Annotated in this window: 10 protein-coding genes; 7 read left to right on the forward strand and 3 right to left on the reverse strand. The window is 68.6% G+C overall.

Annotation, left to right across the window (positions count from 1 at the left end; all coding sequences use genetic code 11):
• Positions 1-301 precede the first annotated feature (301 nt).
• From IPG50_28610 to IPG50_28625, 4 genes are read left to right on the forward strand one after another with little or no spacing between them, the layout of a single operon-like run.
• Entirely contained in the window at positions 302-1,159 is an 858-nt protein-coding gene (locus tag IPG50_28610; GenBank protein MBK6696127.1) for an alpha/beta hydrolase, read from the forward strand.
• Positions 1,147-2,025 carry an ABC transporter permease gene (locus IPG50_28615; GenBank protein ID MBK6696128.1) on the forward strand — a complete coding sequence of 293 codons (879 nt, stop codon included), beginning with the start codon at positions 1,147-1,149 and terminating at the stop codon, positions 2,023-2,025. Before IPG50_28610 ends, IPG50_28615 begins: the two co-directional genes overlap by 13 nt.
• Positions 2,022-3,698: an ABC transporter substrate-binding protein gene (locus IPG50_28620; GenBank protein MBK6696129.1), complete on the forward strand. Its 1,677-nt coding sequence runs from the start codon at positions 2,022-2,024 to the stop codon at positions 3,696-3,698. The genes IPG50_28615 and IPG50_28620 overlap by 4 nt, the downstream gene beginning before the upstream one ends.
• Positions 3,695-4,681: an ABC transporter permease gene (locus IPG50_28625; GenBank protein ID MBK6696130.1), complete on the forward strand. Its 987-nt coding sequence runs from the start codon at positions 3,695-3,697 to the stop codon at positions 4,679-4,681. The genes IPG50_28620 and IPG50_28625 overlap by 4 nt, the downstream gene beginning before the upstream one ends.
• A gap of 46 nt (positions 4,682-4,727) precedes the next feature.
• On the opposite strand, the gene IPG50_28630 is transcribed toward IPG50_28625, so the two are convergent.
• Together IPG50_28630 and IPG50_28635 are read right to left on the reverse strand one after the other, a co-directional pair.
• Complete coding sequence (locus tag IPG50_28630; GenBank protein MBK6696131.1) at positions 4,728-7,205, reverse strand: response regulator; 2,478 nt, start codon at positions 7,203-7,205, stop codon at positions 4,728-4,730.
• Positions 7,206-7,357: 152 nt separating this feature from the next.
• The gene (locus IPG50_28635; GenBank protein MBK6696132.1) at positions 7,358-8,581 is read right to left on the reverse strand and encodes an SPFH domain-containing protein; all 1,224 of its coding nucleotides are present in this window, start codon (positions 8,579-8,581) and stop codon (positions 7,358-7,360) included.
• Between the two features lie 210 nt (positions 8,582-8,791).
• Here IPG50_28635 and IPG50_28640 point away from each other — a divergent pair, with 210 nt between their 5' ends.
• The 3 genes from IPG50_28640 to IPG50_28650 are packed head-to-tail and all read left to right on the forward strand — an operon-like array spanning position 8,792 to position 12,803.
• Complete coding sequence (locus tag IPG50_28640) at positions 8,792-9,952, forward strand: hypothetical protein (protein ID MBK6696133.1); 1,161 nt, start codon at positions 8,792-8,794, stop codon at positions 9,950-9,952.
• Positions 9,949-11,469: a hypothetical protein gene (locus tag IPG50_28645; GenBank protein ID MBK6696134.1), complete on the forward strand. Its 1,521-nt coding sequence runs from the start codon at positions 9,949-9,951 to the stop codon at positions 11,467-11,469. Before IPG50_28640 ends, IPG50_28645 begins: the two co-directional genes overlap by 4 nt.
• A complete protein-coding gene (locus IPG50_28650; GenBank protein ID MBK6696135.1) occupies positions 11,466-12,803 on the forward strand; it encodes a hypothetical protein in 1,338 nt (445 codons plus the stop codon). The genes IPG50_28645 and IPG50_28650 overlap by 4 nt, the downstream gene beginning before the upstream one ends.
• A 12-nt stretch (positions 12,804-12,815) precedes the next feature.
• On the opposite strand, the gene IPG50_28655 is transcribed toward IPG50_28650, so the two are convergent.
• Positions 12,816-13,496 (reverse strand): hypothetical protein, encoded by a 681-nt coding sequence (locus tag IPG50_28655; GenBank protein ID MBK6696136.1) that lies wholly within the window; start codon positions 13,494-13,496, stop codon positions 12,816-12,818.
• Positions 13,497-13,562 lie beyond the last annotated feature (66 nt).

Consider the following 13,562-nt stretch of genomic DNA (forward strand, 5'->3'; position numbering starts at 1 on the left):
CATAATGGAAGGGGTACGCACCTTTAGCCTCGCCGGGTGACAAAGAATGTCACGCTGAACGAGCCCCTGAGCACCGAAACGAGGTCCGTTTAGTTTGGGAATATCATGGCGTTGTACAGGGGTACCTGTGTGCCACAGTGGGTCCATTACGCCCCCTTCCCCGCATTATGACATCCATCGACCGCAGGCCCTGAAAGCGGCGCCTGCGGCGCGTTTTGCGCGCAAGTGGTGGCTCCGGGCGCGACGCGGCGAGTCTTTCTTGAATCAGACCGACTTGAGTCGGTCTAGGCTCCCCGCGCCCATGCCGAGCGCGACCCCGGTCGAGAATCCCCGCGTGGAGCTGAAGGATTTGGCGACCAAGACGGCGCGTATTCGCCTCGCGACGGCGGGCGAAGGCGCCGCCACGCCCGTCGTCCTGGTGCACGACGTGCTTCAGAGTCACCTCGCGTTCTCGTCGGTCGTGCCGCTCCTGGCGCGCCGCGGGCGATGCTTCGCGCTCGACTTGCCTGGCGCGGGCGAGAGCGAGAAGCCGAGCGCTGCGAAGTTCGCGTACAGCGTGAGCGCCCTCGCCGACGTGGTCGTGGACCTCGTCGCAAGCATGCGCTTGGGCCGCGTCGCGATCGTGGGCCACGGGGTTGGGGCCGCGATCGCCCTCGCTTGCGCGGCCGCCCACCCGGCCGTCGTGACCAAGCTCGTGCTCGTGGCGCCGGTCGTCTACGAAGGGGCGATAGGCCCGCTCGACCGTCTCGCGCGGATTCCACTCCTCGGTCCGATGGCCATCAAGCAGCTCGTCGGCTTCTCGGAGTTCCGGCGCTACTTCGCCAGCTACGTCTTCGCCGACGACGCGGCGGTGGCGGTGGACCGCATCCGCGCCCACTTCGAGTGTTTCAGCTCGCCGGCCGGTCGCGAGGCGACGCTCGCGACGCTGCGGGCGACCGCCGATCGGCGCTCGACGGTCGCGATCCTTCCCAGAGTCCGTCAGGAAACCCTCGTCGTCGCGGGCAGGCTCGATCGACTCGTACCCTTGGCTGACGGTCGGCGACTCGCTCGCGAGCTCGCGAGTGCGCGGCTCGTGGCCCTCGACGCCGGACACTCGCCACCGGAAGAGGTCCCCGAGGCGTTCGCGAAGGTCGTGGGAGACTTTCTTTGGCACGGCTGAGGGGGCTCCACCGCTTTCGCCGAAACCGAGGCGCCGTCGTCGGCCTCGGCCTGGTGGGGCTCGTGCTCCTCTTCGCTGCGCTCGGGCCGCTCTTCTCGAGCCACGATCCCTTTGCGAGCGACTTTGCCCACGGCGTCGACCCCGTCACCGGCCTGCCGGTCGGGCCGTCCTCGCGCTTCTGGTTGGGGACCGATCGGCTCTTTCGCGATCAGCTCGCGCGACTGGCGATGGGCGCGCGCTTGTCGCTCCTCATCGGCGTTGCCGCCACCGCAATTTCGACGCTCATCGGAGCGGCCGTCGGCATCGTGGCCGGGTGGTTCGAAGGGGAGCGCCCCTTTCACTTGGACGTCGACGGCATCCTGATGCGGGCCGTCGACGTGGGCCTCTCGTTCCCCTTTCTCCTCTTGGTCATGGCGCTCGGCGCGGCCATCGAGCAGACGACGTCGCTGACCATCTTGCTCGTGCTCGGCCTGACCGGCTGGCTCGGAACGGCGCGCATCGTTCGCGCGAAGACGTTGACGGTTCGGCGCCTCCTTTTCGTCGACGCCGCTCGAGCCCTCGGAGGAACGACCCCGCGCATCCTGCTCCGGCACGTCCTGCCCAACGTCGTCGGCCCCATCGTGGTCATCGCCACGGCGCAGGTAGCCCAGATGATCTTGGCGGAGAGCGTCCTGTCGTTCCTCGGCGCCGGCGTCATGCCGCCGACGCCAACGTGGGGCGGCATGTTGTCTGACGGACAAGAGGTCTTCACCGCCGCCCCGTGGCTCGTGTTCGTTCCCGCGGGAGCGATCTTGCTGACCGTGCTCGGATGGAACCTGGTGGGCGAAGGTCTGCGGGACGCCCTCGATCCGAGGGAGCAACCGTGACGCGCGCGCCCCTGGCTTGGCCGACGCTGCTCGCCCTCTCGCTCGCCGGCGCCGCGTGCACCGATCGGCTGCAAGGGCCGAAAGAGACGGGTAAGGCCTCGTCGCCAACACGCGGCGGCACGCTTCAGCTCGCGTCCTTCGGCGACATCCGCTCGCTCGATCCGGCGACCGCGTCGGACGCCCTCGCCGGGGTCATGGTGGAGCTGCTCTACGCGGGGCTCGTCGACTTTGACGACGACGGAAAGGTCATCCCCGACTTGGCGAGGTCCTACGAGATCTCGCCCGACGGACGCGAGTTTTCGTTTCACCTCCGCGAAGGTGTTCGCTTCCACGACGGCGCGCTGCTTTCGGCGTCCGACATCAAGCGCTCCATCGAGCGCGCGCTCCACAAGGACACGCCCAACAGCGCGGCCAGCTACTTCGATCGAATCGAGGGCTTCGACGCCTTTCGAGCGGGAAGCGTCGACACCTTGTCGGGCGTCGTCGTGACCGATCCGATGACGGTCAAGGTTCGCCTTCGCAGCAAGGACGCCATGTTCCTCCATGTGCTGGCGCTCCATTCGCTTCGCCCCGTCTGCAAGTCGGGCGGCTCGCGCTACGACGACGCGTGGAGCCCCTGCGGCGCGGGACCGTTTCGCTTGCCGCCGGGCGGTTGGCAACGCGGGCTCCGCGTCCACGTGGTGCGCCACGAGGAGTTCTACGACAAAGACGCGCCTCGCCTCGACGGCGTCGTCTTCACCTACGGCATGCAAGTCGTGACGCAACGGCTCAAGCTGGAGCGTGGCGAGCTCGACGTCCTCCGGGACCTCTCGCAAGGCGACATGGCCCGGTTCAAGGGCGACGCGAGGTGGCGTCCCCACACGCGACAAGAGCCGGCGCGGAGCATCTTCGGCGAAGCCATGAACACCGAACGGCCCCCCTTCGACAACGTTGAAGTGCGCCGCGCCGTGGCGGCGGCCATCAACCGCGACGAGTACCAAGCGCTGCGCTCCGGCTCGGTCGTCGCCACGGGCAAGGCCATTCCGCGCTCGGTCCCGGGCTTCAGCGCCGAGGTGGCGGGGCAGACCTTCGACCTCGAGCGCGCCCTCGCCCACATGAAGCGCGCCGGCTACCCCTACGATCCGGAGACCGGCAAAGGCGGCTACCCAAAGCCCATCTCGTACCTCGCCTACCGGCCCGGCTATTCGGAGCAGAGCGCGCAGCTGCTCAAACAACAGCTCGCGCGCATCGGCCTCCGCCTCGAGATAAGGCTCGTGAGCTTTGCGACTTACCTCACGTTGTCGCAGCGTCGCAACCAAGTCGACATGTCAGCGCAGGGCTGGAATCAGGACTATCCGGAGGCGCTCGACTTCTACGAGGCGCTCTTCTCCTCGCGGATGATCGCCGACGACCAAGCGTCCAACCCCGCGTTCTACAAGAACGCCGAGCTCGACGGGCTCATCGATCGCGCGCGCGAGGAGCTCGACCCCGAGGCGCGGCAGAAGCTCTACGACCGCGCACAAGCCATCGTTCGCGACGAAGCGCCTTGGGCCATGACGTACGAGAACCGCTGGCTCGTGGTCCAGCAGCCCTACGTTAAAGATCTCGTCCTGCACCCGGTGTGGATCTACGGGCTGCGTCGCACCTGGCTCGATCTCGCAGACTCGGCGAAACAAGAGCGAGGCAACCCATGAGCGGGTTTGTGAAGCGCCTCCTCGTCAGCGCCTTCGTCGTGTGGGCCGTCGCCTCGCTCACGTTCGTGATCAGCCACGTGCTGCCGGAAGATCCGGCTCGCCTCGCCGCCGGCGCACAAGCCCGTCCCGCCGACGTCGAGCGGCTGCGCGCTCAGCTCGGCCTCGACCGCTCCTTGCCGGTCCAATACGGCGCCTTCTTCGCGCGCCTCGTCCATCGCGGGAGCGCCGACGCGGCGGCCCACGCGACGTGCGCCTCGTGGGGCTTCGTGCACGTCGATCTCGGACGGAGCTACCAGAAGCGCCTCCCCGTGGTCGTCATCCTGGGCGAGCGGCTCCCGCGAACGCTCGCCCTCGCCGCCGTTGCCGTTGCGCTCCAAGCGCTCCTTGGCACAGCGCTGGGGACCTTCGCGGCGACGCGGCGTGGTCGCTGGTCCGACTCGCTCGTCGTGGGAACCACGCTCGTTGGCATCAGCGCGCCCACCTTCGTCATCGGTCTCATCTTGCAGTACGTGCTCGCGCACCGTCTTCGCCTCGTTCCCCTCGACGGCTTCGGAAAGACCTTCGCCGAACACGCGGCCTGCATCGTCTTGCCGGCGACGACCCTCGCGCTCTACGGCGCCGCGTCGTACGCGCGCATCGTGCGCGACGAGATGATCGGCCTTTTGGGCCAGGACTTCGTGCGCACAGCCCGCGCAAAAGGGCTCGGCGAGATCGCGGTCATTCGCCACGCGCTGCGCAACGCCGCCGGGACCATCGTCACCATCGTCGCCCTCGATCTGGGCGCGCTCGTCTCCGGCGCCGTCGTAACAGAGACGCTGTTCCGATGGCCGGGCATGGGCGCGCTGAGCGTGACGGCCCTCCTCGATCGGGACGGCCCCGTGCTTCTCGGCATCGTGCTCGTGTCGTCGACGGCGATCGTGTTGGCGGGCGCCGTCGCCGACCTCGCGGTGCGCCTGCTCGATCCGCGCATCCGGCGGCGCTAGAGCGCTTCGCTTTCAGGCGTTCCGGTCTTCGTCTAGAGCGGTCGCGTCATTGGAGCATCGCGCGGCACTCGGCGCGGCTCGCGCCCTTGCCTCGATCGACGCACGCCCGGTACGCGCCGCGGGCTTTGGCTCGGTTGCCTTGCGTGTCGTAGGCCGCGCCGAGCGTGAGCCAGGCTTCCGCGTTGGTCGGATCCAGCTCCGTCGCGCGCGTCGCCAGCTCGATGGCGGTCGTCGCGCGGCCGCGATCGAGGGCACGCTGCGCCTGCTTCACGAGCTCGGCCGGCGGCACGTCGGGGAGCGGCGCTGTCGACGGCGCCGTGGACGGCGCTGCCGAGGGCGCGCTGCTTGGCACGGACGTCGGCGGCGTCGACGCGGCGGGCGGTGCGCTGGCGACGGCGGGCGTCGGGAGCGCGCTGCGGCTGGGCTGGGGCGTGCTCAACGCCTCCGTCGGCACCGGCGGCGCCGAGGCGCTTGGGACCGGCAACGCGTACGGCGACGCCGCGTCGAGGGCCGGCGCGTGGCCCCTTCGCTGAAGGCGCGAGTGGGCGTCTTCGTAACGCATGTAGGCTACACCGAACACCAAGACTGACGCAAAGAGCGCCAAGAACACCAAGGCCTGTCGCTTGCTCGTGCGCGAGCGTTCCGCGAGGCGCGTCAGCGACGGGGCCGTCTCGTCGAGGGGCTCGTCGTAGATGATGGGGCCGCTGCTCTCGGCGTAGCGCGCCACGGCGTGCTCGCGCGCCTCCGAGCTCGCGGCCGTCGCGGGCCTCGCGGCGTCGTTGGCGACGTGGAGCGACACGACCCGATCGGGCGCGATGGGCGGCCCCTGCCCGGCGACCGGCTCGGCGTCCGCGCGCCCCTCGTCGGCGTCCTCATCGCCGTCGTCGTCGTCGTCGTCGTCTTCCTCGTCTCGCTCCTCATCGTCGGCATCTTCGTCGGCCTGAGGGCCTGCAGCCTCGTGGTGCCCCGCGGGAGCCTCGGGGTCCGCGCTTACGTTGTCCGGCGCGTCGTCGGCCGCCGCGGCGGCTACGCCGTCATTCTCGTTGGCGCGATCCACAGCGTCGCCGACGGGCCGCTCGCCCGTCGATTGGGGGAGCTCGGCCTCTTCGGCCTCCATCACGGGAGGCGGACTCGGGTCGGTGACCTCGGTGACCGGTGGCGTCAGCCGAACGCCAGCGAGATCATTGAGATCCTTGAGCTCGACCATGGGCGTCGGATCGGACGGCCCGAGAGGCCGATCGTCGACGACGACGCGCCCGAGGTCTTCCGGCGGCGGCAGCGTGCGCCCTCGCGCTCCCGTGAGCGGCGGCTTGACGGTCATCGCGTCGTGAATGATCGGCACGTTCAAGAGCGGCACGCCGCCCTTCTCCATGAGCGTCGGTCCGCCGGCCTGCATGTTCCGAAGCGGCATCGCGGCGACGACAGCGCCCTGTTCCGCCGGCGGCTGCAGCGACGCCTCGACCCCGATGACGGGACCGGCGCCTTCCGCCGGATCGGTGTCCGGCGGGAGCGAGTCGCCGGTGATGGCCGGCGGCGCCGGTTCGGGCGGTGGCGACAGGAACCGCGCCGGCGTCAGCGACACGGGAATGAGGAGGCCCTCGAAGTAGAGCTTCGAGATCGTCGACAACGTCGAGAGGTCTTCGAAGGGCGATGCGTCGACGATCTGCATCAGCGTCCTTCGGCCATCGAACAACCGGAGGATCCCGTTCAGCTCGTCGGGGATCTCGTTCAAGCGGTCGACGAGCGCGTCGACGTCGAGGGAATAGGCGGCCTGGAGCGGCGGGAGCTGCTCGAGGAGCCTCCCCCACTCGTCGACGCGGCGCATGCCCTCCATGAGGATGCCTTGCGTCGACGTCTCGACGATGTCCTCGCGCTCCACGGGACCGAACTCGACGATGAAGTCGCCGTCGTTCCAGACGAGCGCGCGGTAGACTGCCTCTTCGCCGCGTAGATGGCCGAGCTCGGCGTCGACGATCTTGCCGTCGCGGAAGTGAATCTGCGCCTTGGCGATGCCGTTCTGAATGTGGACGACGCCGGTCTTTCGCGAGACCTCGAAGGTCTGCATCAAGTCGACGATGGCCATGTCCTGAATGGACCCCGAGAAGCGCGTGCGCCCGCTCGTGGGCACCCGGGACGCGAACGCATCGCGATCGCGACGCGCGAGCATCAACCGCACGCGCGCGACGAGCTCGCGGAGGAAAATGGGCTTCGTGAGGTAGTCCTCAACGCCCAACTCGAGGCCGCGAATCTTGTCCTCGACGGACTTCTGACTCGTCAAGAAGACGATCGGCACCGAGCTCCACTCGGGGCGCTCCTTCATGCGCCGCACGAGCGCGTAGCCATCGAGCTTCGGCAACCGCGTATCGGAGATGACGAGGTCCGGTGCCCCGACTTCGAGCTTCGCCAGGGCCTCGAGGCCATCGCTCGCCACAGCGACGGAGTAGCCGGCCTTCCTCAGGTTGACCTCGAGGACGCGCAGGCTTCGCGCATCGGCGTCGACGAGCAGAAGCTGTTTCTTGGCCACGGATTGTCCTGGAAGGCCGGCAGGTGCCCGGCGGGGGGGAGGGTATCGCAACCGGCTCCCCGGGTGAAACACGGGCGTGAAACACGACAAAGGAAAACCCCCGCACGGCGTCGCGTGCGGGGGCTGGCCTTACGATTGCGCGGGCGTTTGCCTTACGGGTTCGACTGCGGTGCCGGGGGCGGCGCCGCGGTGCTCGTGCCACAACCGGCGCAGAACTTCGCCGCCGGCAGGAGCTCGCCGCCGCACGACGTGCAGAACTTCTTCGGCTGAGCCAGCGGCGTGCCGCACTCGGCGCAGAACTTCCCCTGGGCCTGCCGCGCGCCGCACTTGCCGCAGCTCACGGACGCCGCGTTCGGCGGGAAGTTTGGCTGCTGCATGCCGGCCTGCGGACCGGGCTGCTGCTGCTGCCCCTGGAAGTTGGGCATCATCGCGCCCGCCATGCCCATGCCGACGGCCGCCTGCGCGGCCATGCCCGCCACGCCGCCGTCGCCGACGCCGTGAGCAGCCATGCCTTGCCCCGCACCGATCATGGCCTGACCCGCCGCGTAGTTCTGGTAGTTGCCCGCGAGCTCTTTGACGTAGCGCGCGTCTTGGCCGAACTTCTGGTCGAGCTCGAACTGCTTCGCGGCAGCCGCCTTCTGCGCGATCGCCACGCCGCGGTTCGCCTTGGCGATCTCCGCGTTGGCCGCCACGAGCCGCTGCCGGTCTTCGTCGCTGAAGTTGATGTTGAAGGCACCCATCTGGTGGATGCGGATGCCCATCTCGTTCAGGTCCGGCGCCTTCGTCATGAAGGCCTCGGCGAGCTTCTGCGTGAGCGAAGTGGCCTGGAGGAGGCTCTTGCCCTCGATCTCGCACAGCTCTCCGAGCGTCGTCTTGACGCCGTTCATGAAGAGCCCCTTGCACCAGCGATCGGAGTCGGGATCGCCGCCGGCCTCTTGGCCGTGGTACCCGATGATGAACCGAACCGGGTCGACGACGACGACGGCGAACTCGCCAAAGATGCGCGGGTTCACCTGCTCGCTCGTCATCGGATCGATCATCTCGCCCAAGGGACCGCCGAAGGGGATCCCGCGCTTCGGCGTGATGCGTACGAAGTAGAGCTCGGCGATGAAGACGTTGCCGCCGGTGAAGTTGTTGACGAGGTTGTTGAGGAACGGAATGTTCTGCGTTTGCAGCGTGTGGCGGCCCGCCGGCAGCACGCCCACCACCCGCCCGTCCTTGAAGAAGACGGCGCACTCGTCGCTGTCGACGGTGAGCTGCGAGTACATCGGTACGTTCTGGTCGGGATGCTTGTAGACCAGCAGCGCCTTGTGCTCGTCGGGGCGCGCAATCATCATCTCGCGCACGCCGTTCTTGACGAAATCGAAGACTCCCATTCCCTGCTCCTCGTCCCTTGAGCTCGTGGCTCGTGTAAGACCCGCTGGAGAGGCTACACTGTCTCCCCTCCGTCGCCATCGCCCGTGCGCTTGACGCTGGAGGGTGGAGGATAATTCCGCTCCGCGACCCGCGAAAGGGGTGGGCGACCGATCTTGCTCGCTTATCCTGTTCGGGCACGTGACGTGCCACTCGCCGCTCGAGGACCTCCGATGGCTGACGCGACCGAAACCACCGCAAAGGGCGCCAAAGCACTCGCCGCCATCGACGCCGCGAGCCTGCCGCCTGCCGTGCAGCGGCTCCTCGACCCGAAGGGTCCCGCGCCGCTCCGCACCATGGCCGCGAAGGGCGTGGCGCCGGGCCTCAAGCCCCACGAGGCGCTCACCGCTGTGGCCATGCTCGCGGAAGGTGATCTGGGTCCCATCAGGGACGCCGCCCAGGCCACCCTCGACAATCTGCCGCCGGCGCTCTTGGCCGGTGCGCTGACGCCGAGCCTCGACCCGGCTGTCCTGCACATCGTCGCCGCGCGCGCCGCAAAGAACGCCGCCGTGATGGAGCGGGTCCTCGCGCTGCCGCAGATCTCGCTAGACAGCCTCGTCGAGGCCGCGGCCCGGGCCAGCGAGGCCGTCTCGGAGCTCATCGCTACCAACGAAGAGCGGCTCCTCAAGAACCCCGCCATCATCGAGAAGCTCTACATGAACCCGGCGACGCGCATGTCGACGGCGGACCGCATCCTTGAGCTTGCGGTGCGAAACAAGGTCGAGCTCAAGGGCATTCCCGCCTACGCCGAAGCCGCCGCCGCCATCATGAACGAGCTCATCGTCGAGCCCCAAGACGAGCCCAGCTTCGACGACATTCTGTTTCGCGAGGCCGAGGAGCTGGCCGAGAGTCTCGCCAACGTCGACCCCAACGACCTTCACGAGGTCGACGAGGCCACGGGCGAAGAAATCGTCGCCCAAAAGGGCGCAGACCTCTCGAAGAAGATCGATCAGTTCACGGTCTCGCAGAAGATCCGCAAGGCGATGCTCGGCAACGCGACCGATCGCGCGCTCCTCGTGCGCGACAAGAACCGCCTCGTCGCGCAGGCCGCCATCAAGAGCCCGAAGATTCAGGAGATGGAGGTTGCGCGAATCTCTGCGAGCCGCAGCGTCAGCGAAGACGTCCTCAGGACCATCGCCAACAGCCGCGAGTGGACGAGCTCGCACCAGATCAAGCTCAACCTGGTGTCGAACCCGCGAACGCCATTTGTGTTCGTCTCGAAGCTGATCCCGTTCCTTCGCGAACACGAGCTCAAGGCCCTCGCGAAGAGCAAGAATGTCCCGGGAGCGGTCGCCACGCTCGCGCGGCAGCAGCTATCGCGGAAACAACCTTGAGCGCGGTCGCTGGCGAGCGACCCCTGTCGGTGGGGCCGGTCGTCGCCACCGTCGTCCCCGCCAAGCCGACCACGTGGCTCTTCGTCCTTTTGGCGGCGACGCTCTTCTATTTCTATCCCGGCGGCGACCCCAACCAGGCGAGTCGCCTCCTCGCCATCGAGGCCATGGCCCGAGACGGTCGCCCCGACATCACGCTCGAGCACTCGCGGACCGTCGACAAAGGCGAAGTTGGCGGACGCTACTTCTCCGACAAGGCGCCCGGCATCGCTCTGCTCGGAGCGCCGCTCTACGCCGCGCTCCGCGCCGCCGAGGGCGCGGCCAGGGTCGACTCAAAGGCCCGCGTCGTGGCGCGCGTGCGGCTGCACGCGCTCGTGTTCCTCCTCTCGTCGTTGCCGGCGACGCTGACGGGGTTCGCCTTGGCGTCGCTGCTCCGTCGACTGGGCACCGGCGGGCTCCGCGCCGACCTGCTGGGCGTGTCGCTCGTGCTCGGCACGTTGCTCTTTCCGTACGGCACGACGCTCTTTGGGCACGCGCTCGCGGCGCTCCTGCTCTTCCTCGCGTTCTCCCTGGTGGCCCGCTGCGAGCTCGACGGTCGCATGCCGATGCCGCGTGGCGCGGCGACGGCGCTCGGAGCGCTCCTTTCGAGCGGGGTCGTGGTCGAATACCCGGTCGCGCTGCCGGCCTGCATCCTCGGGGTGTACGTCCTCGCCAGAGGCGGCCTGGTGCACGCAGGCCCAACCGCGATGGCGATGGCGACGGGAGGCGCCGCTCCCCTCGCGCTCCATGCGGCCTATTCGTATTGGGCCTTCGGCTCGCCGCTGGCCTTGCCCTACCGCTACGTCGTCGAGCCCATCTTCCGCGCTCACTCGACGGCGGGTGTCTTCGGCATGGGAGCTCCCTCCCTGACCGCCGCCTACGGCGCGTTGCTGAGCAGCTACCGCGGGCTCGCGTTCTACTGCCCCATGACGGTCCTCGTCTTCGCGGGCCTCGGCGCTTGGCTCTCGAGCGGAAAGCACCTCCGCGTGCTTTCGCTGTCGGCGGCGCTGCTCGCCGTCGGCGTCTTGGCCTCGGTCTCGTATTACGCGTGGGATGGCGGCTACGGCGTGGGGCCACGCCACCTCGTCCCGATGTGCCCGTTCTTCGTGCTGCCACTCGGCTTCTTGGTCGAGCGGGGCCGCGCGTGGCGCATGATCACGGCCGCCCTCGCCGCCGGCGGCATCCTCGCCATGCTCGCCGTCGTGGTCACCGACATGCACCTGCCGCAGGAAGACACGTGGCGGAGCAACCCGCTCTACGCGTACGTCGTGCCGCGGCTGCTGCGCGGCGAGCTAAACAGCGGCGTCGACGACGCGATCCGCATCGGACCGAGCGGCGACGCCGCGTTCAACGTCGGTTCACTCTTGGGCCTCGGCCCTTGGACCGCTGTCGTGGTTCCCGTCGCGGCATGGTGCCTGGCCGCTCTCTGGCTCCTCCGCGCGTCAGTCGGGCGGGGCAGCAGACTCGAGCCCTCGCGATGAAGCGCGGCGTGACCCTCGCGACCAGAGCCCTCGCGGCGACGTCGCTCTTTCTCGCGGCCTATGTGGTTTACGCGCACCTCGCGTCGTTCCGTCGCGGCCGCGAATACCGGGCGACGGCACGGATCGAGTCGTTCTCCTCGGAGGCGAAGCTCAAGGAGGCCTTTGCGCTCGACGCGACGCCGGGGCTCGACGCGCGCATCGAGGGGTCGACGCTTCGTGTGACGGGACGCTGCGATGGCGCGGGCTCGCGAGTCCAGTTGCTCCTCGCCCCGACGCGCCTCGTGAGCGCGGTCGCGCGCATGCGCTTTCGAGCCTTGGCCGATGCGCCGGTCGATGTGATGGTCGGTGTCACGCGCGAAGGCGCAAAGGGGCGCGAACTGCGATTCGGCGAGGTCCTGGGGATGTCGCGCGGCGCGCTCGCCTTCGTCGGAGACCAGGCGCCCCACGAGCCGCCTAAGGACGGCGACCGCCGCATCCTGACGCTCCCGAGCATGAGCGTGGCCTCGGCTGAGCCTGCGGTTCGTGAGGTTGCCCTCGGTCTCGAGCCCGAGCTAGGCGTGGCCGTCGGCTCGGTCGACGGCGCGGTGATTCAGAGCATCCCGGCCTATTGGTTCGACGGCGCGCTCGTTCGTCCAACGTTTTCAGTCGTGTGCCGAGACGCGAGCCCGCGCGTGGACATCGAGATTCACCAGGTCGCGTGGGAGCCCGTCGTACGTGACGTCAGGGTCGTCGACCTCGACGACGAGTTTCGCGGAACGGTCTTCGACCCGCGTTGGCGGGTCGCACGCCCCGCGACGCCGGATCTGGCCGACGTCCACGTCGGCACGGGCGGCGGCCTATCGCTGAGCGCCAAAGGGAAGTCGATCCTTGGGCCGACGCCGCTCTTCTCCCTCACGGCACCGCGGATGGCCCTCGAGTCCTTCGACGCGACACTCGACCTTCGTTTGACGCGCCTCGAGCGCGGGGCCGTCTACTTCGGCGTCGCGAACGGCCTCGGCGGTGTGTTCTTCCGGTCCTTCGACGTCGGCGTGACGGAGCGCGGCGGACGCTTGATCCCGTTCGTCACGGGACACTTTGGCGACGCGGGCCAGCTCCAATTCCGAACGCTCGACGGCAACGCGAGGCCCCTCGGGCCGGTGCAACTTGGGCTCCGCTACGACGCAGCCACGCGCTCGGCGCGCGCCTTCGTCGACGGACGACAGGTCTTCGAGGAGCGGAGCTTTCTTCAACCCTACGAACACGTGGCTTTCCACGTCGTCGCGAACTTGGATCACTCGAGCGGCGCCGTCGACGGCGTCGTGGAACGGGTGCAGCTTGCGCGAAAGGTCCGCTGAGGCGAGCGCTGCTCAGCCGCAGAAGAGGCGAATCAGCTCGAGCCCGCGGAGGAGAAACCCATCGACGCCGGTGCCAAACCAGAACGACGGACCGACGCCTTCGCAGGTGAGCGCCGCCTGGGTGGCGCACGCGGCGGTGAACTTCGAACAGACGGTTTGACGGGCGGCGATGCGGCAGTCGAGAAAATAGCTATTGGCGGCGCATTCACAGGCGTCGAATTCGCAGTCGAACTGCGCCTGGAACTGGGCCCCACAACCGGTGGCGCTCGGATCGTTGGTGACGCCGGCCACGCAACCCCCGAAGTTGTAGCGGCCACTCCCGCGCTGCACGTCGTAGATGATGGGGCCCAGCGTGGGATCGTTTTCTTGGCTGAGCGCGCAGGAGATGCAATCGGCGTTGGCGGGATCGCTCACGAAGGCCTGACACTCGGGCGCCTTCGCCTGACCGGCGAGGTAACAAGCCAGCACCGCTTGGCCTTGCGCCTCGGTGCACTTGCGTTGCTTGACGGGTCTCGGGGGATGCCACGGCTTCGGCTTGTAGGTAGCCATCTGCGCGGGGCACGTCGCCAGCGGGCCGCCATCGGCGCCGACGAGCTGCGTCTTCGACGTGCTCTTCTCGGGAACGTCACTGCAGGCCACGGCGAGGATCGCCACGCCGACAGCGCCCGCCACGACCAGCCGGGACCGCGTCAACGTCGATGCAGGTCCAGCCGCCACCACGAAAGCGAAGCAAGGACCGCCCCTTCGGTCAAGAAGGAG

The organism is Myxococcales bacterium (assembly GCA_016703425.1).
Classification (GTDB): Bacteria; Myxococcota_A; Polyangia; order Polyangiales; family Polyangiaceae; genus JADJCA01.